Origin of the sequence: Aquimarina sp. 2-A2 (assembly GCF_045505135.1) — a bacterium.
In the GTDB taxonomy this organism is placed as follows: domain Bacteria; phylum Bacteroidota; class Bacteroidia; order Flavobacteriales; family Flavobacteriaceae; genus Aquimarina; species Aquimarina intermedia.
The window spans coordinates 188799-206252 of the sequence record NZ_JBJKFI010000002.1; the positions used below are offsets into that span (position 1 = coordinate 188799).

General features: G+C 34.2%; 23 protein-coding genes. 9 read left to right on the forward strand and 14 right to left on the reverse strand.

Features of this window, described 5'->3' with window-relative positions; all coding sequences use genetic code 11:
• Nucleotides 1–224 precede the first annotated feature (224 nt).
• On the forward strand, nucleotides 225–1604 hold the full coding sequence (locus tag ACJRPK_RS06215; protein WP_407139018.1) for a PQQ-binding-like beta-propeller repeat protein: 1380 nt from the start codon (nucleotides 225–227) through the stop codon (nucleotides 1602–1604).
• Nucleotides 1605–2144: 540 nt separating this feature from the next.
• On the forward strand, nucleotides 2145–2744 hold the full coding sequence (locus tag ACJRPK_RS06220; RefSeq protein WP_407139019.1) for a DUF6642 family protein: 600 nt from the start codon (nucleotides 2145–2147) through the stop codon (nucleotides 2742–2744).
• A 447-nt stretch (nucleotides 2745–3191) separates the two neighbouring features.
• Here the strand turns inward: ACJRPK_RS06220 and ACJRPK_RS06225 are convergent, their stop codons facing one another.
• From ACJRPK_RS06225 to ACJRPK_RS06235, 3 genes are read right to left on the reverse strand one after another with little or no spacing between them, the layout of a single operon-like run.
• Complete coding sequence (locus ACJRPK_RS06225) at nucleotides 3192–3968, reverse strand: hypothetical protein (RefSeq protein WP_407139020.1); 777 nt, start codon at nucleotides 3966–3968, stop codon at nucleotides 3192–3194.
• A gap of 12 nt (nucleotides 3969–3980) precedes the next feature.
• Nucleotides 3981–5225, reverse strand: coding sequence for a hypothetical protein (locus ACJRPK_RS06230; RefSeq protein ID WP_407139022.1), 1245 nt, complete (start codon nucleotides 5223–5225; stop codon nucleotides 3981–3983).
• 53 nt (nucleotides 5226–5278) lie between these two features.
• Nucleotides 5279–5452, reverse strand: coding sequence for a hypothetical protein (locus ACJRPK_RS06235; protein ID WP_407139024.1), 174 nt, complete (start codon nucleotides 5450–5452; stop codon nucleotides 5279–5281).
• 174 nt (nucleotides 5453–5626) lie between these two features.
• Here ACJRPK_RS06235 and ACJRPK_RS06240 point away from each other — a divergent pair, with 174 nt between their 5' ends.
• The 3 genes from ACJRPK_RS06240 to ACJRPK_RS06250 are packed head-to-tail and all read left to right on the forward strand — an operon-like array spanning nucleotide 5627 to nucleotide 7402.
• Nucleotides 5627–6244, forward strand: coding sequence for a hypothetical protein (locus ACJRPK_RS06240; protein WP_407139026.1), 618 nt, complete (start codon nucleotides 5627–5629; stop codon nucleotides 6242–6244).
• A complete protein-coding gene (locus ACJRPK_RS06245; RefSeq protein ID WP_407139028.1) occupies nucleotides 6220–6627 on the forward strand; it encodes a hypothetical protein in 408 nt (135 codons plus the stop codon). The genes ACJRPK_RS06240 and ACJRPK_RS06245 overlap by 25 nt, the downstream gene beginning before the upstream one ends.
• Nucleotides 6602–7402, forward strand: coding sequence for an ImmA/IrrE family metallo-endopeptidase (locus tag ACJRPK_RS06250; RefSeq protein ID WP_407139030.1), 801 nt, complete (start codon nucleotides 6602–6604; stop codon nucleotides 7400–7402). The genes ACJRPK_RS06245 and ACJRPK_RS06250 overlap by 26 nt, the downstream gene beginning before the upstream one ends.
• Before the next feature lie 901 nt (nucleotides 7403–8303).
• On the opposite strand, the gene ACJRPK_RS06255 is transcribed toward ACJRPK_RS06250, so the two are convergent.
• Nucleotides 8304–8462 (reverse strand): hypothetical protein, encoded by a 159-nt coding sequence (locus ACJRPK_RS06255; protein ID WP_407139032.1) that lies wholly within the window; start codon nucleotides 8460–8462, stop codon nucleotides 8304–8306.
• A 12-nt stretch (nucleotides 8463–8474) separates the two neighbouring features.
• A complete protein-coding gene (locus ACJRPK_RS06260; protein ID WP_407139034.1) occupies nucleotides 8475–8621 on the reverse strand; it encodes a hypothetical protein in 147 nt (48 codons plus the stop codon).
• 280 nt (nucleotides 8622–8901) lie between these two features.
• On the opposite strand from ACJRPK_RS06260, the gene ACJRPK_RS06265 reads away from it, so the two are divergent.
• The 4 genes from ACJRPK_RS06265 (at nucleotide 8902) to ACJRPK_RS06280 (ending at nucleotide 11639) form a co-directional block, all read left to right on the forward strand.
• Entirely contained in the window at nucleotides 8902–9855 is a 954-nt protein-coding gene (locus ACJRPK_RS06265) for a TerC family protein (protein WP_407139035.1), read from the forward strand.
• Between the two features lie 86 nt (nucleotides 9856–9941).
• On the forward strand, nucleotides 9942–10841 hold the full coding sequence (locus ACJRPK_RS06270; protein ID WP_407139036.1) for a mechanosensitive ion channel family protein: 900 nt from the start codon (nucleotides 9942–9944) through the stop codon (nucleotides 10839–10841).
• Between the two features lie 20 nt (nucleotides 10842–10861).
• Nucleotides 10862–11164: a ribosome hibernation-promoting factor, HPF/YfiA family gene (gene hpf, locus ACJRPK_RS06275; RefSeq protein ID WP_148782246.1), complete on the forward strand. Its 303-nt coding sequence runs from the start codon at nucleotides 10862–10864 to the stop codon at nucleotides 11162–11164.
• 10 nt (nucleotides 11165–11174) lie between these two features.
• A complete protein-coding gene (locus ACJRPK_RS06280) occupies nucleotides 11175–11639 on the forward strand; it encodes an arsenate reductase family protein (protein WP_407139038.1) in 465 nt (154 codons plus the stop codon).
• Between the two features lie 90 nt (nucleotides 11640–11729).
• Here the strand turns inward: ACJRPK_RS06280 and ACJRPK_RS06285 are convergent, their stop codons facing one another.
• The 9 genes from ACJRPK_RS06285 to ACJRPK_RS06325 all read right to left on the reverse strand — a co-directional run bounded on the left by ACJRPK_RS06285 (nucleotide 11730) and on the right by ACJRPK_RS06325 (nucleotide 17440).
• Entirely contained in the window at nucleotides 11730–12197 is a 468-nt protein-coding gene (locus ACJRPK_RS06285) for a nucleoside deaminase (RefSeq protein ID WP_407139040.1), read from the reverse strand.
• Nucleotide 12198: 1 nt separating this feature from the next.
• Entirely contained in the window at nucleotides 12199–12579 is a 381-nt protein-coding gene (locus ACJRPK_RS06290; RefSeq protein WP_407139042.1) for a hypothetical protein, read from the reverse strand.
• A gap of 4 nt (nucleotides 12580–12583) precedes the next feature.
• Entirely contained in the window at nucleotides 12584–13213 is a 630-nt protein-coding gene (locus tag ACJRPK_RS06295; RefSeq protein ID WP_407139043.1) for an NADPH-dependent F420 reductase, read from the reverse strand.
• 43 nt (nucleotides 13214–13256) lie between these two features.
• Nucleotides 13257–13907: a nitroreductase family protein gene (locus ACJRPK_RS06300; RefSeq protein ID WP_407139045.1), complete on the reverse strand. Its 651-nt coding sequence runs from the start codon at nucleotides 13905–13907 to the stop codon at nucleotides 13257–13259.
• Between the two features lie 173 nt (nucleotides 13908–14080).
• Nucleotides 14081–14647 (reverse strand): 4'-phosphopantetheinyl transferase superfamily protein, encoded by a 567-nt coding sequence (locus ACJRPK_RS06305; protein ID WP_407139046.1) that lies wholly within the window; start codon nucleotides 14645–14647, stop codon nucleotides 14081–14083.
• Complete coding sequence (locus ACJRPK_RS06310; RefSeq protein ID WP_148782239.1) at nucleotides 14644–14898, reverse strand: acyl carrier protein; 255 nt, start codon at nucleotides 14896–14898, stop codon at nucleotides 14644–14646. The genes ACJRPK_RS06305 and ACJRPK_RS06310 overlap by 4 nt, the downstream gene beginning before the upstream one ends.
• Nucleotides 14899–14916: 18 nt before the next feature.
• On the reverse strand, nucleotides 14917–16191 hold the full coding sequence (locus ACJRPK_RS06315) for a beta-ketoacyl-[acyl-carrier-protein] synthase family protein (protein ID WP_407139048.1): 1275 nt from the start codon (nucleotides 16189–16191) through the stop codon (nucleotides 14917–14919).
• A complete protein-coding gene (locus ACJRPK_RS06320) occupies nucleotides 16188–16634 on the reverse strand; it encodes a 3-hydroxyacyl-ACP dehydratase FabZ family protein (protein WP_407139050.1) in 447 nt (148 codons plus the stop codon). Before ACJRPK_RS06320 ends, ACJRPK_RS06315 begins: the two co-directional genes overlap by 4 nt.
• 14 nt (nucleotides 16635–16648) lie before the next feature.
• The gene (locus ACJRPK_RS06325) at nucleotides 16649–17440 is read right to left on the reverse strand and encodes an SDR family oxidoreductase (RefSeq protein ID WP_407139051.1); all 792 of its coding nucleotides are present in this window, start codon (nucleotides 17438–17440) and stop codon (nucleotides 16649–16651) included.
• Between the last annotated feature and the right edge of the window lie 14 nt (nucleotides 17441–17454).

The following is a 17454-nucleotide window of genomic DNA, read 5'->3' on the forward strand; positions in this document are numbered from 1 at the left end:
AATAGGTAAAACAACTCTTGTTATATGAGCCAGCCTGTATCTAGCGTAGCCGAGATGACGTAGGAGGGACGTATAATGTGTGTGGAATGATAATGAATCAAATAAAATCCCCCGTGTTTTACGGTTTTACCTCAAAAATGTTCATTCGGAATTTGCTAAATTAGCCTTCTAATAATTTATTAAAAGATTTATATTTTTAATAAAAAGTACAATAAAATAGTCTTATGAAATACATCATTCTAATAATACTTGTGGCATGTCTTTCCTGCTCATCTGATGATAATGATACTACTATTAAACCAAATTCGGAACCAGTGTCTATAAAAATTGATGCAATTGTTTTAGATGGTGCGAAAGTTACAATAGATTGGAGCGATGCAAAAGATGATGATGGTGACCAAATATTTTATAAATTATATATAGATTCGATACTTATTACTGAAACCACTGAATCTATAGGTTCCGCAATCTTAGCATATAATACAGCTTATTCTGGGAGAATAATTGCTACAGACAAAAAAGGAGGGACTACAGAGGTAAACTTTGAGTTTTCAAGCTTAAAGAGTAAAATATTATTATATTCAGATGGTTCAGGAACTCTTTATGCATTAGATCTTTATACTTTAAAACCCCTATGGGAAGCTCGAACTCCTTTTGTAGATAACCATACAATATCTAATGATCTCCTTTATTTAGGACTAAACGGTATTTATGGTTTAGATATTCTTTCTGGAGAAATTAAATGGACAAGTAAACCTGATACCAATAACAATGATTATAGAAATATCATAGTAGACGATCTTAATATTTATGCTTTTGGGTCTAATTCTACCTTATATTGTGTGAATAAAACAACGGGAGCAACGCTATGGGAGCGTAGCTTTCTCAATTACTACGCTCCATTATCCATAGATTCCGATAGAGTATTTGTTTGTAGTAGGAATGATGATGAGTTATATGCTATTAATAAGCAAACAGGGTTAGCAGATTGGAGCTTTAAATTAAGTAATAATACAGGCGCTGCTGCAAAAATAGACACAAATCCACTAATCGTCAATAATGATATCTATTTTGGTGATAATATAGGACGATTTTATTCTCTTGATAAAAATACAGGGGTTCAAAACTGGAGTGTTGATGCAGGTCAATTTAATTCATTTTACGCTTCACCTACCCAATTTAAGGAATTAATTATTGCAGGTACTTACAGCACTCTCTATGCTTATAATTTAAATAATGGTTCTACTACATGGGAATATAAACCAAATGAAGGCACATTTGAGACTTCTCCATTCGTATATAATGATAAAATATATATTGGATTATCAAAGAATGGAAGTGGTGAATTATTATGTTTGAATGCAAATGATGGATCGATAATTTGGCGTTTCGACTTAGAAAATAACACCACGACTTCACCCATTGTGTATGATAATGTGGTTTACATAGGAGATTGGAGTAAAAATATGTACGCTGTTAATGCAGAAACTGGCCTACTAAATTGGAAAATAATAAGTAAAGACGCTATATTTAAATCTCCGACTTTTATACTTGGTGAAGGGGAAATAGTAATTTACCCAAGTATTAATGGGTTAAAAAATTAAATTGTAAAGATGAAAATTACGTTTCTTATTCTAACATTATTTTTTAACGATTTTACTTGTAAAGTTTATTTAGAAGTTTTCTAACTAAAAGCTCCGTTAATTTGTAAAAAGCCCTTTATGTTCACAAGCTTTTATTTATCAATTATATGAGAGCAAGTACATACGCTTTGCCCGAAGCCAGCCTGTCCTGAGCTTGCCGAAGGAATAGGAGCGAAGTGGCAATCGAACGTGTGAGATAAGGCGTTAGCCTAATTATCATAATGAGATAAGGCGTTAGCCAAATTATCGTTATGAGATAAAGTGTAACCCAAATCATCAACATGAGATTCAAGATCTCTTAAACAATAACAAGGAATGAGTATGTGTGTATACAATGGATAATTAAATGCTAGTTTAGTATTTTTTATCAATTCAAATAATTTGTTGATTTAAATTTTAAAATCGTCTATAGTTTCCAGATATTTTATATGAAATGGTCAAAAAGAATAAAAGAGTTATATTATTTTTGTTTTATATATACGTTGCATAAATCCTGAAAATTTGTTAGAGAAAAGACAACAATTACCCCAAGAACAATTAATAGATACAGATTATTTCATTTACTGTTTAGAAGCGGTTCATGATATAGAAACAGACAAGGTTACCGAAGCACAAAAAGAATTAGATAAATTGACCTCGCAATACGGGGTAGCTAGTATTTATAAAACATGCGACACCATTGAAAATTTAGAAACTAGTTTAAATGCATTGATCTTGGATGATCATAATTTTAAAAACTATGAAATAATCTACTTCGTTATAACAGGTGAAGCAAATAGCATTTGTTTAAATGACTACTATTATAGTTTACAAGAAATTGCAGAAATTTTTGAAGGAAGATTAAAAGGAAAGATTTTACATTTTTCAAATGCTAAAGTGCTAGATTTAAATGAAGAAGAAGCACAATATTTTTTGGATATCACTGGCGCAAAGGGTGTTTCTGGGTATGGAAATGAATATAATGGAATAACTAGCTCTAATCTTGACATGGCATTTTTTAACTTATTTAAAGACGATGAGAATATGTTAGCTGTTGTAGAAGAATTACATCAAAGACATTACAAAGCCTGTAAACTACTTGATTTTAGATTGTATTACTAAACCAAGATCCTATTTAGTAGTTCTAAATTTTGAGATATTTAATGAATATAGTATGTTATTATAAAACGATTCATTTATAAATCTCATACTATCTTTTATTTAGTTATAGATATTGATATTTTGATTGTTCGTTTAGTAAACCAAAGCATGGATTACGAACAGAGCTTATAGTCTTTAAATACCTTAGTACATCAAGTGTCCAGATTATAAAGTTTACAAAAACATCTTATATACTATCCCCCGGGATATGCCTGTCCAACTTTTCGGCGGATATCTTCGTTTAGACGGCTGAATGAGAAAGGTCTAGTAAACCTTTAACAGTAGGAGCGAGGTGGCGCGTTGGTATTCTCAGTTCTAAAGTATGTTTTAAAAAAGGTAATGAAACACTTATTATACGAGCCGACGGCAGGAGGGGAGTGTAATGTGTGTGGAATGGGAATATTTTCTCTAATTTTCAATTTTTGCAGAAGCTTCATTACAAGCTAATTCAGCTACATCAAAAATATGTATATATATTTTTGAGTAAGCTCGAATTAATAAAAAGAAACATATAAAAAATATAAAAACATATTTATATTCACTTAAGAGTTTAAAAAATTCTTCATATCCTCCTTTTTTATAATGAGAAATAAACGATATGGTTGAAAAAGCCCATATAAAGCCTATAATTGTATTTAAAAAAACAACTTGTTTATTATGTCTCTTCATTAGTGTTTGAATATTGTTTTTTATACTATCAATTTCGATTTTATTTAGTTTGTTTAATTTTTCAACAGATAAATTTATATTAAGCTTATCCGTTTTAGTTAAATCATAATCAAAAGAAAAGAAAGAAGTAATTATCAATGATAGTAGAAAAATCCACGATATTAATTTAGAACTTGTTGTATAATCAACCTCATATTTATTTAGTACGGAAATAAGTATAATAAAAATTATTATTGACAGAACTAGATAATTAACAAATAGTTTACGCACTAAATTTTTAAACCCAGAAATTATAAGAAAAAAAGGTCTTATTGTTTTTCTCCAAAACCACTTAAATGGTTTTATTATTAATTCAATAATTTTATTAAGCAGATTGTTCCCCTCTATTTTTAGTTCTGAAAAGAATACATTCAATAATTTCAATGGAATAATATCTAAAATCCACTCGCAATAATTGTTTTCAAGACTATCGATTAAATCAAAAGTAACTTTATAAATAGTATTAGTTGTTTTCATATCTAACTTTTATTAATTGTGTTTACCATAAAGAATAATATCTGAAATTAGGTATCGTAATTTGCCCTTTAAATCATAATCTATATATAGTTCTTCAGCCTTGTTACACATTTCTAAAAGCTTTGTGAAATTACTTACTTCGTTATCTATTTTTCGACTAAAAATATCAGAAAGCTTTTTAATCAAGCTAAAATTACTTCTAGGTGATTGAATTTTAGCAAGAATTTTTACTCTTAATTCGTCAGGAGTTTTTATAGTCTTGAGCCCGTTCAGTTCTTGAATAAAGCCATCAGTAGTATTGAGAATATTGCCTAAGTTTTTTAATGATTCAAAAACATTTTTAGGCTTAGTATTGTGATTTATTACCAAGGAACTATTTTCAATCATAGAATCTTTTTTTGGTATTAAGAAGAAGCCTGTAGAATCCTTTTGCATAACATTAATCACATTCACAAAATTTAAGGAACCAGTTCCTAAATCATTTGTGGTAATTTTAACAGCTGTTGCAACATGTCCAAACTTTCCTGCATCTTTAGTGTGCCTTTCAGATACTATGATTTCTAGCTTCGATTCACTGATTGCTGAACTTGTAATTTTATATTCAATGCCAGGATTTGCTTTCATATTATTATGAAGACTTAACATGGCAACAACAAATGTGAAATCAATTCCATATTCATAATAACGAGGTGATGTAATACCACGTAGATAAGTAATACTATCATGGTCAACTAAACGGTAGCTTTTTTCTTTATTATATCCATCGCTATTTTTGGCCATTTCTTTAAAATATTGAACATTATAGTTAGCCAATGAAGCTTCTCCAATTTTAAATAAATTATTAGCATATTTGGTCATAGCATACTCATCTAAAAAAGTATTTTTAGAATCATATAAAGCAATAGCCTTAAGATTTTGTTTGACTTCATCAATTTCTATATACTCTTCAAAATTGAAAATAATATTTGTATCATTACTTCCAGAAATTGCTTCTTCAAATACATTAATATCTTTTGTTTCTGCTAATATCTTATAACGATGAAACTTGGTTATAAAATGATTAATTTTTTTGTAAATCAAATCAATAAAATCAATAGATATATACTCATCTTTAATTCTATCTATATCAAAAATTTTATAAATTTCATCTTTATAAGGATGATTTTCAATTAAGGAGCAAAGCTTCTCTATTTTGATTTTACCTGAACTATTCTCTGCATCAAGTTGTACTTGTTTTTGTTTGAATTTTTCTTCCATTTTTTACAAAGCAGTTTTTAATCTTACTTAGGAACATTAATTAATATTAAAACTTATTTTTCTTTTCTAACTCCTTTAAATTTTCCTCCAGATGTTTTTACATCAATAAATCTTCCTGTTTCTGTATCTCTTTTTACATAGAGTTCTGTTTTAGGATTTAATACTTGTGAACGTCCTTTTACTGCTCCTTTTCTTGCGTTGTCTCCTGTAGGTTTATTCTTTGCCATTTTTTATGTTTGAAATTATTACTTACTATACTATGCTGACAACTATTTAAAATTTGCCATCAATATGATTTTTTTTAAATTTATTATCTGACTTACAATGATATATGCTCATTAATTACGTTTTTTTGCCATATTGTGGCAAATTTTTATTTTCTTTAAGCATAATACCAATGAATGGCAATAGCAACTCCTTCTCAAATACTAGAAAAACTTAATTCTATTGATATAAATGAACTGTTGGATAGGATGGAGGATTATGTACGTAATCGGTTCTATGATAAATCTGACCAAAATAAAACAGGGATTCAATTTCAAGATTTTTGTCAAGAAGTACTAAGAAAAGCATGTGATGGAACTAGGAAATGGAAAATTGACAAATGTTCTTTCGAAAAATTCATTTTTGGTACTTTAAAAAGTGATTTATCATATTTTTTTAAAAAGGGTACTCCAAGACCTGATGATGATGATACAGAGTATCAAGAAGAAATAGAAGAATGCTACATAATAGACGTTTATTATAATGATGTTTCAGAACAAGGTGATGATGATAATAATTTTGATAAAATAGATGACCAAACTGTAATTAATGAATGGATAAACACGCTTCGAGAACAAGGTGCTGATGAAGATGAAATTCAAGTTTTCGAATGTTGGACTGCTGGTATTAATACACCAAGAGAAATTAAAGAATATTGTGATATTAGTATTGATAAAGTCTACAATATTTACAAAAGATTAAGAAGGAAAAAAATTAAATTCAGACAGAATTGGATAAGCTTAGGAAAACAGTAAAAGAGAGTATTTCAAATTTTGAAAAATCTTTTCCAATAGATTCTATTAGGGAAGATCTACGTATTGCTGGAGTTAACTTAGATGATCGTAAAACAAGACAAGATAAGTTTATTAAACAATTAAAATTTAAACTTAGTGTAAAGTCTAATAGGGAAAAACAGCAAGAATTATTGTTAACTGCTAGCCAGAAATTTTTAGAAGCATTAGATAATGGTTTAGATAAGCCAGTTGCTTATTTAAATAACCTAATTCAAAATAACAAAATACAATTTCAATATAGTAATTTGAAAAAAATTAGCGAAGAAGAAATTAAGGAAATAATTAAGGATCAAAATTTGATCGAAATAATAGAAATGATTGAAAACGAATCAAAAGGGGAGTAGTAAGGCAAAAGAAATTTTAGAATTAATAGGCTTTGATGATATCAGTGAAATGCCAATTGCAGACTTAATGGTTGCTTTTGATATAATTTACATAGAAGAAGTGTTAAATAGTGCTGATGGAAAGATTATTAGAGGTAAATCAAGAACTTTAATAAAAGTAAATAGTCAAATTAAATATACTGAACGTAAAAGGTTTGTTGCTTCTCATGAGCTTGGACACTATTTTCTACATGATAAATTGGATTTGCATAATGATAACTCTAAAACTTTAAATTGGTTTAATCTAGAAGAAAAAGCTAAACGTGGTATTCAAGAATTTGAAGCAAATGATTTTGCAAGTGAACTTTTAATGCCAGAAAAAATATTTAGATCCTTCATCGAAAAAAAAAGTTTTGGCCCTGAATTAATTAGTGACTTAGGAAAGCGTTTCAAAACAAGTATTACTTCAGTAATTTATAGAATTTTAACTCTTGATATAGTACCTATATGTGTTATTTATATTTTTGATGGAAAAGTACGTTATTGGAGAAGAACTAGTGACTTTAGATGTTGGATACCTGATATTACTAAATTACCTCCTCCAGAAGATTCTGTTGCAAAAGAATATCTTGATGCAGATTATGATTTTTTATATTCAGGTTCTGAGAAAGCTCAAACAATTGACAAGTCTACTTGGTTCAAATTAAATGATTGGGAAGATGATATAGAATTCTTGGAGTACTGTGTACCAACGAAAAAACACAAAACTATAATTAGTGTAATTTGGGAAAAATAAAAAATGGATTGTTATTCTATAAAATAGAATACATCATTTACCCAGATGATGCGGAGGAGAAACGGCCTCAGAAAACTTTGGTAAAACAATAGGAGAAAGAGCGTACATATTTTAGAGGGCTAGTAATACATATTCTTAACAGTAATAAGGTTTAAAGCTAGTTCAAAACAATCTTAATCTGTTAGAATGTTTTCTAAAATATAGCGATTGAGCCGTAGTCCCGCCCGTACCGAAAATGGATACGTTCGGGCGGGTTGTTTCCAAAAGTTTGTGCAACCTTGATTTTTCCCGCCCGCCCGCCTGCATGCCTTGCTGGGCCAGTTTACCTGATTTATACGAGGGTATAGATTCCCTAAATTGATCCAAATCAAAGCTACGCGGGTTTAGTATATGTGAGGTATTAGTATAAAGCTGAGTTTAAAAAGCTTATTAGATCAAGGATTTTAAGAGAATAAAAATATGTACAGGTTTTATCAAATGTGTCATAATTGATGAAATGTGAATCCTAAAATACATCTTACGGATAAAGCCATAAGTAGCTTGTCATTATTGTTATGAATCGAAAACTCGTGTGTTGTGGAATGGTAACTTTAAAAGGGAATCTTACTAAAGAAGGCATAAGTAGCTTGACATGATTATTACCAATAGTAAACTAACAGGTCGTAAAACGGTAACTATAAAAGGCAATCTAACTAAACATGCCACAATTAGCTTGTCATAATTACTAACGATATAAAACACCTAATGGTGTTATGATATCTGTAATTATGTCAAATAGCGCAAAAAAGCGCTATTACGCTAATTGTTATCTAAATGTTCTATAATTTATATTATGTAAAATAGAATTATAGAAGAAAAGAGGTCTCTTCTTCTAAGCTCATTATATGCAAACTTTGATTTGTTATGCACTAATGTCTGTTTCATTGTCGTCTTTCATCAAACTCAATTCTCCATTTTCAAGAATCTCGAATTTCTTCCCTTTGATACGATAACCAAAATTAGAAGATCTCCGATAGCGATCCTGAAAGTCTGCGTGAGTTCTTACCTTTGAATTTCTCATAGCAATCTGTTTTTATAAGTGAACACTGTACGCTCTTGGCAACTTAGTTGATGTAGATTGATACGTATTCGTTTCAAAATCAGCTGCCGTTATGCGGTTAAATTTAATCTTTGTATTTTTCTTTCCTTCATCGATTTTAAGCCCTGTATGTTGTGTCATGTGTGAAATGATTTAGATTGTTTCTCAAAATTATAGCATCTCTTGCATATCATCGTAATTTTTGTGTTTACCTTAACGTGACTTGTTAAAAACTGTATAACACCTAGTTAGCTTCGATCGTTTTAACTTTAAATTGGTAATTCTTCTTTTTATATACATTAACCCTCATTTTGTACTTGCAGTCGTTTAACAATATTTTAAACGGTTTAAAGCGTTAAAGTATAATTAAGGAACCGCCGGGATCTGTTCAAATCTCCGATATTAGCTTCAAAATTTACATATGATTGTCTGGGGCGTTTTTATAACCGTTATCTTATTTTTTCTGGCACTCGATCTGGGTGTTTTTAACCGCAAAGCGCATATTATCAAGTCCAAAGAAGCTGCCATATGGACTTCCATCTGGGTGTCTATTGCACTCGCTTTTTCGGGAGTTATTTATTGGCTATTTGCTTCAGAATTTCTTGAAAATCCTACGCAATTGACTCCGCAAGACGCTGTTATTCGGTACTTAACAGGGTATTTAATAGAATTATCTCTGAGTATTGATAACGTTTTTGTCATTGCAGTAATCTTTGGCGCTTTTTCGATTCCGCCGCTATACCAACACCGTGTGCTTTTCTGGGGAATCCTGGGTGCTATTATCTTTAGAGCGCTTATGATTGTTTTCGGGGTCGCCCTTATCAATAAATTCGAATGGATTATTTACGTTTTTGGAGTCTTTCTCTTATACACCGCTTATAAGATGTATAAATCCGATGATACGCAGTTCAATCCGCGTAATATGTTTATTTACAAACAACTGCGTAAAGTACTTCCGGTAGTCAATGTCATTCATGGAAATAGTTTTTTTGTCAATCGTATGGGCAAACGTATTGCCACTCCCCTCTTTATGGCACTGATTGTCATTGAGTTTACCGATATTTTATTTGCCCTAGACAGTATTCCGGCCATACTTTCTATTACTGCTGACCCATTTATTGTGTTCAGTTCCAATATTTTGGCGATTCTCGGCTTGCGATCCATGTACTTTTTGATTTCGAGGATGCTTGAAAAATTCAGATATATACACTACAGTCTCGTTGCCATTTTAGCTTTTGTGGGGATCAAAATGTTGCTATCGCATTATGTCCATTTTCAAGAATGGATTTCGCTGTTAATTATAGCAATAGCCTTAGGTAGCGGAATCATAGCTTCCGTAGTAGTACCGGCTACTCCAAAAGAAATTCCTAAATAATTGCAATTATTACATTCTTATTAGAACTTTAGCAAATGGTTAACTCATAATGATTAGCTATTCCTTTAAATTTAAAAAAAATACCTATGAACGAAACTACCAAGACCTTTTCAGATGCACTGGTCAATTTTTACAATGATTTTATCACACAATTGCCGGGTATTGGTTTAGGTATTTTGATTATTGTAATTGGAGTAGTCATCGGCTCCTGGATCGGGAGATTTGCTACAAACCGAATTTCGAATCGTACGCAGGACCCTTTGATGAGTCGATTTTTAGGACAAGCAATTAAGTATTCGCTCATTGTAATCATGATTATGTTAGCCTTACGTGCCGCCGGATTAGGTGCTATCGCTACAGGTATTTTGACCGCTGCAGGAGCTAGTGCGGTAGTATTGGGATTTGCTTTTAAAGATATCGGTGAAAATTTTATAGCAGGTATCATTTTAGCGTTTAATCGTCCCTTTGATGTTAATGATACCGTAGAAATTGGAGACAATTTTGGCAAGGTGAAGGCCTTGGAGTTTAGATATACCAAATTAAAAACCTTTGATGGTAAAGATGTGTATATCCCAAACAGTGATGTATTAACCGATCCTGTAACTAATTATACCGAAGATGGATTTTTTAGATGGGATTTTATTATCGGAATCGCTTACGAAGATAATATCGAAGGTGCTAAAAGAACCGTGTTAGAAGCTTTGCGGAAGGAACCCAACGTTATTGAAGATGCAGAACATGAAAATTTTGTAATCGAAGATGAATTGGCAACCAGCACCGTAAATCTGAAGGTTTTCTTTTGGGTAGATACCAAAGACTTCAGGCGAACGGCGTTGATTACCAAAGGAAACGTTGTACGTAATGTAAAAGAGGCACTCGAAGAAGCCGGATACTATATGCCTGCAGATATACAGGAAATCAAATTATACCGTGGGGAATCCGATTTTCCATTGCGTATTAATAACGAAAAACTAGAGAACAAATAATATTAATTTTAAAATAAACTATGAAATTAAATTTTGAGTATCACGATGTGACAGCAAGCAAACGTCTAGAACAGTTAGCACAAGAAAAACTTGATAAACTTGAAAATAAATACGATTTTATTATTCGCGGAGATGTATTCTTCAAAACCGAAAACACCTCGTCAGATGAAACAGGAATGATTTGTAGTATTCGTCTTAGCGCTCCGGGTCCTCGTTTGTTTGCAGAGTCAAATTCTAAGAATTTTGAAGCTGCCTTGGCTGAAACTGTGAATGATTTACAGCGACAACTGTCAAAACGAAAAGAAAAGATGAACACCCATTAAAATTAAGTCTATGAGCATGGCGACAATAGCAAAAAATGATCGACAATTAACCCTCTATTACTCTTCTGAGTCAAGTACCGGTAAGCAAACTGCGGGCTATGTCCAAAGTTCGGATCAGCCGATTAGCTTGGTGGATATAACGAAGCAAAATCCAACACCCACGCATTGGACAGATTTGGCAGAGATGGTTGGTAAAACTGTAGATCAGTTAATTGATAAAGAACATCCGGATATTAGTAAAGAAATTCAGCATGCAGATTTAGAAACTAATGATTGGTTAAAAATTATTGCTAAAACACCACAGGTTATTAAAGATCCAATAGCTGTTATGGGGGAACGTGCAAAACAAATTGTTACGGCTACCGAAGTATTAAAATTCTTTGATGTAGATTCGGCCGGTATAGAAAAGAAGCCGGTTGGCGAAGAACCAACGACAACCCGAACTACCAAAGATGAAAATTTTATAGATGAGTAATTCTTGATCTAAAAGTATATACTAAAAAACGCCTATCGAACTGAGTCGATAGGCGTTTTTTTAAACACCATAGCAGCATCGGCGTGTATATTATGTAGTTTCCAGTTGAGATTCCCAAACTTTAATCGCTTGTTCGCTCAATAGCTGTTTCATATTAAATTCTGAATGTCTTTCTTCCATATCACTGCTATAGTACATATCACTATATACATACCCAAACGCTTTGGCATCCGCAGCCGAGGCTCCGTAATAAATAGCCCTAAAACCCGACCAATGACTAGCACCTAGGCACATCATACAGGGTTCGCAGCTGGTATATAAAATACAATCCTCAAGTGCATCACATTCCATTATGGCACATGCTTTTTGTATAGCAGCTAATTCGGCATGCTGGGTACAATCTCCTTTACCCTTGACTTCATTGAAAGCTTCTGCTAAAATTTGATTGTTTTTCACCACAACCGCTCCAAAAGGACCTCCCCCTTCAGTAATTGCGCCTTTTTTGGCTAAAGCTATAGCCCGCTGCATGAAATAGATATGATTTTCTTCTCTTTCCATATTAAAAATTTGTACTGTCTACTACCACCGGAGCAATCTTTTGATAGTTTTGCTTGACTCTGCGATACACCTCCATCTGTGGTTGCGTAAGTATATCATTCATTCCTTGCGTCTCAGCATAATAATTTTCCTTGAGCGCGGCTATTTTTTCTTTGACACTTAGCTGACTGTTCCGAATCTTTTTTTCGTTGATAAGATGCTCTTCAACTTTTCGTTCAAATTTTAACCATTGTGTTTCGGTAAATCCAAGCTCATCATTATACCAATCTGCCAGTTCTTTGGCATGCGCTTCCATTTCTGCATCCGAGTTTTGTGTATACGGATTTTGGCTATAAGTCTGTACAGCTAAAAAGATTAGAATTCCTGTGAATAGAGTTTTCATGATTTTACGAGTTTATAAGATCTTCTAGATGTTGTCGATCCATGGACTTTCCATAAATCTTCTGATCAGGATCCATTATATTGGTTTTGCCTAAATCCCCTACGTAAACAGCTTCAAATCCAATATCTTCAATCAAGGTTTGAGCGACTTGTTTACTTTCCTGATCCTGTGCGGCATAAGGCACGGCTAATTTATCTGAATTTCTAAAGGCACGTTCCTTCAAATGTTCTGCGTGAATGGTATTAAAAGCTTTGGCAGTTTTTGCAGTATTAAATTTCATGGCGGTATATTCTGAAGCATTTCGATTGGAATCTCTTACTTCCTGAGCCATCTCACCATCACGTTCGGGATACGGATTTGTGGCATCAATAATGACTTTATTTCCATATTCTCCGGCATATAATTCTGATAACTGATCTATTGCTCTAAAAGGCATGGCCAACACATACGCATCTGCATTGGCTTCAAATGCTTTTTCTACACTTACCGCTTGTGCCTTCCCTCCTGCCTCTTTGACCAAGTCGTTTAATTGTTCGGGATGTCTGGAACTAAATAGTACCTCGTGACCTGCTTTGGCCCAATGTTTTCCCAAATTACCTCCTATATTCCCACTTCCTATGACGCCTATTTTCATTGCTGTTGTTTTAATTTAAAATTGTTATTGTGCCTTCTTTTTTTTAAGATTTGGTATCGAGCGTTTCCTGATTTGAAGAATTAAGTCCTTCTTCGTCCATAAAATCTCCGTTGAAGGTGAATTCACGTTGCATTTTGCGTTCGCGCTCCGTTTTTAATTCCATTTCCTTTAAATCTTCGGGCAATACGTCCGGATCTCCACCATAATACCCTATCGCTACTGCAGTTGCCACATGATATTCTTCAGGAAATTTAAATTCCTTTTGAGCCTTTTTATGATCTAATCCTGCCATTTGATGTACGGCGAGTCCAAGATGTTGCGCTTGAGCACACACATTACCCATATACAAACCTAAATCATGTAGGGCATGAAAGTTTTCTTTTCCCTCCGGCGTTGTTTTCTTGAAGGCGTTAATCAATAGTACCGGCGCATTACCGGCCCAGGATTGATTAAACTCATCCAAACAGTCAAAAATACGATCGTATGTTTTACTACCTTTAATTCCCCAAATCGTACGCCATGGTTGCCAATTATAACAACTTGGAGCCCAACGTCCTGCTTCAAAAAGACTACGCAACTCTACTTCGGATACCGGAGTATCAGCAAAAACCCGCGGACTATGACGTTCGCTGAGAATAGGTAAAATGTTGAATTTAGTCGGTGTTTCTTGATCGGTTTGTTCTAATGTTTTCATAGTTTTCTTTTTCTTTATTTTATGGTCATCATCCAAGGATAGCTTGACCATCTTTTCTTTTCAATTTAAGAAAATAGAAACCATGAGTAGAACTTTTTAATAGATTTTAAGAAGCTCTTTTATAAAGTTTTAACGATCCAATGCTAATAATAAGCTTCAAATGGATTCGCATGTTAAGAGAGTGAATTGGGTAGCATCCAGACGCATGCTACATATGCTCCATGATGACTTATACTTAAGGGAATAAATTGATTAGTAGTTTGACACACCAACTGGGGAATTTCCTTTTTATTTTTCACAAGTAAAAGCTGCGATGCATTCACGGTAAAGGCCTTGGCTAGTTTACTTAGGAGCATCGTTTTGTAATCGCTGTCCGTACGCTTAAATAGTAACTGAGATATAGCTGCCGTCTCAGTAGTGATAATGGCTGTGCTATGAATATGATTCTTGTGATGTGTGGTAGTAGTGTGATAAACATCCGTTCCTATTTTTACAAAGGTTGGAACAGTGGTGTCAATCTGTATAGGATTAAATATTGGTATGTGATTGTAAACACGTTGATGTGCCTTGTAAGCTGCTTCTTTTCGGCTCCATTGATGCCATACCATACGATCTGGAGCGGGAGCTTGCAAGATTTGATCTTGTTCTTGTGCAGTAAAAATTTTGTTCAGCCAACCCGAACGTTTCCAGTTGCTTTGTGCTTTGGCAGCTGCTAAATCCACCAAATCATTTCCAATCATTTTGCAGCTAATTTTGCTTCTATAACCTCAATAGACGCTTTTACAGTTAGCATTCTTTCCATGGAATCATTATCGATTTCAATTCCGAATTCGTCCTCGACATCCAATGCCACATCTACAAGATTGGCAGAATTTATTTCTAGATCTCTAAGAAAATTAGTATCCTCATTTAGCCGCTCTAATCCTTTTGGGTTCTGAACATAAGGTGCTACGATGGCTTTTAATTTTGTTAGTAAAAGTTTCTTTTCCATTTAATTGGTTTAAATCCGTTAGTGGTTATACTTTTTAAAGATAATACATGCATTTACATCACCAAAGCCAAAACTTGCTTTAGCAATTATTTGTGATTCTTGATACTGTGTCTTTTTTGGAATTCTTGAACCACCTATCAGATTCAATATTTCAAAATGAGGCTGCTCACAGTTAATATTTCCAAATATAAAATTATTTTTCAATTGTAAAACAGTAGCCACACATTCGATACTTCCTGAGGCAGCCAAACAGTGTCCAGTCATGCTTTTAAGTGAATTTATCAAAGGAAAATCCTCACCAGAACGTTCTAAGGCTTCGCTCCAATTCCTGATCTCTTCGGGATCTTTGGTCGTTGCCGTTAGATGCCCATTAATCGCATCAATTTGATCCCCGGTTACGTTGGCATCGATCAAGGCTTCTTTTATACATCGTTGTACAGCGATACTGTTGGGAGCGGTCATGCTTCCCCCCTGTCGTTGTCCGCCACTATTAACTGCGCCCCCTATTATTTCTGCATAAATCGTAGCTCCGCGTGCCAAGGCATGTTCCAAGCTTTCTACTACCAACGCTCCCGCACCACTGCCCGGTACAAATCCGGAAGCATCTGCACTCATAGGTCGTGAAGCTTGTTTTGGAGTCGCATTATACTCATATGGTAAAATACGCATCGCATCAAAACCTCCCCAGACATAAGGTCCGCTATCACTGGTGCTTCCTGCAAGCATTACTTCTGCTTTTCCACGCTGAATATGCTCTACAGCCATCATAACAGCTTCAGTTCCGGTAGTGCAGGCCGATGAGTTCGTGGTTACCCGGTTTCCACAACCAATTTTACCGCCCAGAAAAGCACTGATACCACTGGCCATTGTTTGTGTTACCGTCGTACTTCCTAAGCGTCGTACCTTCCCGTCATCTACTTTATAGATGGCTTCTCTAAACTTTTCGGTCCCCAAAATACCGGTGCCAAAAATCACTCCGGCATGCCACAAAGGATCACCATCCTGTGCTACCTCTAAACCTGCATCCCGCCAAGCATCCATACCCGCGATAACACCATATTCAAGTCCGCTGGCAAGTAAACCCCGCTGTTCGATTGAGGTGAAGTAATTATTTAAGTATTCTTTTTTATATGTCGGTAAACCAGCTATTTGACAAGAAAAATTTAACTCAGAAAGTGTATCTATTTGTTGAATTCCGCTTACACCCTGCTGTATCGCTTCGCTAAATTCATTGACGCTTATTCCGTTGGGTGCAACCACTCCTAATCCGGTAACAACAACACGTTTTTTCATTTGTTTTCTATTTTAAACATTCCTGAAAGTACTCCTTTTGCTACCAACGTATCGTCTTCGGTATACATCGCAACATCACATTGTAGTTTACCAAAACGAAAATATTGTTTAGTGGCCTTCACCTTCACGGTTTCTCCCGGATAAACAGGGTGATAAAAATTCATCTGACTCGACGTAAATGCGATCTTTAGCGAAGCTACATCGGTTCCTTCAGGTAACAAGGTAATACCATAGGCAACCAGACCTATTTGCGCCATACATTCTGTTAAAATAACACCCGGTGTGACCGGATGATTCTTAAAATGTCCTTTATAAAAATATTCATCTTTTCGGAAAGTGTAGGTACCTTCGATCATCGTATCGGTAAGCGCTGTAATCTCATCTACGAACAGGAAAGGTTTTGAATACGGAAGATGTTGAAGTAAGGCTGCTGAATCTAACATAATGAATTCGATATTTATTGAAGATGTTCTCCCCCGTTAACCGGAATGATACAGCCATTGATCCAGGCTGCTTCATCCTTACAAAAAAGATAGACCACATTAGCCACATCTGCCGCAGTAGTAAGTCGGTTGTACGGATTACGCAGCAAGCTGTGCTCTATTAAACGCTCCGATCCCGGAATCATACGAAGGGAGGCGGTATCCACCGCTCCGGGTTGTAAGCAGTTTGCCTTTATACCGTAGGGTGCAAACTCGAATGCGATGCTACGGGTAATGGCTTCGAGTGTTACTTTTGCAGCAGATACAGCTGCATAGTGTTTCCAAGCTTTAGTATTTCCCTCGCTTGTAAAAGACAATACTCGGGCATCTTTTGCAAAGATACCAGCTTCAAAAATCGCTTTCACCCAATCATACAAGCTGATACCCATAGCATTAATGGTCAATTTAAAATCATCATTTTTTAATTCGTGCGGAGCATCAACCATAGGTTTTAGATTTCCCTTAGCTACGCTATGCAGCAAGGTTTTTATTTTTCCTTCGCCAATAACTTCTTTGATGTGTTGTACAGTTTGTTCTCTTTTATTTGCATCCAAAAGATCTGTATTAACGCCTACGCACCGTACTCCTTTCTCACGAATACCTGCAAATTCCTGTTCTATAGCCTCTAATTCACTTTTACGATTGCGGTAGATACATAAAATATGCATGCCATGTAGTGCTAATTTCTGAGCTGTTGCCAACCCAATTCCAGAGCTTCCGCCAAGAATCAGTGCCCATTCATTGTTACCTTCAAAATCTTTATACATCGTATACTGTTCTT

What these genes read in the sequence shown, in the direction of transcription:
- ACJRPK_RS06215 (WP_407139018.1), top strand. Translation starts at nt 225, where the DNA reads ATGAAATACATCATTCTAATAATACTTGTGGCATGTCTTTCCTGCTCA.
- ACJRPK_RS06225 (WP_407139020.1), bottom strand. Translation starts at nt 3,968, where the DNA reads ATGAAAACAACTAATACTATTTATAAAGTTACTTTTGATTTAATCGAT.
- ACJRPK_RS06230 (WP_407139022.1), bottom strand. Translation starts at nt 5,225, where the DNA reads ATGGAAGAAAAATTCAAACAAAAACAAGTACAACTTGATGCAGAGAAT.
- ACJRPK_RS06235 (WP_407139024.1), bottom strand. Translation starts at nt 5,452, where the DNA reads ATGGCAAAGAATAAACCTACAGGAGACAACGCAAGAAAAGGAGCAGTA.
- ACJRPK_RS06240 (WP_407139026.1), top strand. Translation starts at nt 5,627, where the DNA reads ATGGCAATAGCAACTCCTTCTCAAATACTAGAAAAACTTAATTCTATT.
- ACJRPK_RS06255 (WP_407139032.1), bottom strand. Translation starts at nt 8,462, where the DNA reads ATGAGAAATTCAAAGGTAAGAACTCACGCAGACTTTCAGGATCGCTAT.
- ACJRPK_RS06260 (WP_407139034.1), bottom strand. Translation starts at nt 8,621, where the DNA reads ATGACACAACATACAGGGCTTAAAATCGATGAAGGAAAGAAAAATACA.
- ACJRPK_RS06265 (WP_407139035.1), top strand. Translation starts at nt 8,902, where the DNA reads ATGATTGTCTGGGGCGTTTTTATAACCGTTATCTTATTTTTTCTGGCA.
- ACJRPK_RS06270 (WP_407139036.1), top strand. Translation starts at nt 9,942, where the DNA reads ATGAACGAAACTACCAAGACCTTTTCAGATGCACTGGTCAATTTTTAC.
- hpf (WP_148782246.1), top strand. Translation starts at nt 10,862, where the DNA reads ATGAAATTAAATTTTGAGTATCACGATGTGACAGCAAGCAAACGTCTA.
- ACJRPK_RS06280 (WP_407139038.1), top strand. Translation starts at nt 11,175, where the DNA reads ATGAGCATGGCGACAATAGCAAAAAATGATCGACAATTAACCCTCTAT.
- ACJRPK_RS06285 (WP_407139040.1), bottom strand. Translation starts at nt 12,197, where the DNA reads ATGGAAAGAGAAGAAAATCATATCTATTTCATGCAGCGGGCTATAGCT.
- ACJRPK_RS06290 (WP_407139042.1), bottom strand. Translation starts at nt 12,579, where the DNA reads ATGAAAACTCTATTCACAGGAATTCTAATCTTTTTAGCTGTACAGACT.
- ACJRPK_RS06295 (WP_407139043.1), bottom strand. Translation starts at nt 13,213, where the DNA reads ATGAAAATAGGCGTCATAGGAAGTGGGAATATAGGAGGTAATTTGGGA.
- ACJRPK_RS06300 (WP_407139045.1), bottom strand. Translation starts at nt 13,907, where the DNA reads ATGAAAACATTAGAACAAACCGATCAAGAAACACCGACTAAATTCAAC.
- ACJRPK_RS06305 (WP_407139046.1), bottom strand. Translation starts at nt 14,647, where the DNA reads ATGATTGGAAATGATTTGGTGGATTTAGCAGCTGCCAAAGCACAAAGC.
- ACJRPK_RS06310 (WP_148782239.1), bottom strand. Translation starts at nt 14,898, where the DNA reads ATGGAAAAGAAACTTTTACTAACAAAATTAAAAGCCATCGTAGCACCT.
- ACJRPK_RS06315 (WP_407139048.1), bottom strand. Translation starts at nt 16,191, where the DNA reads ATGAAAAAACGTGTTGTTGTTACCGGATTAGGAGTGGTTGCACCCAAC.
- ACJRPK_RS06320 (WP_407139050.1), bottom strand. Translation starts at nt 16,634, where the DNA reads ATGTTAGATTCAGCAGCCTTACTTCAACATCTTCCGTATTCAAAACCT.
- ACJRPK_RS06325 (WP_407139051.1), bottom strand. Translation starts at nt 17,440, where the DNA reads ATGTATAAAGATTTTGAAGGTAACAATGAATGGGCACTGATTCTTGGC.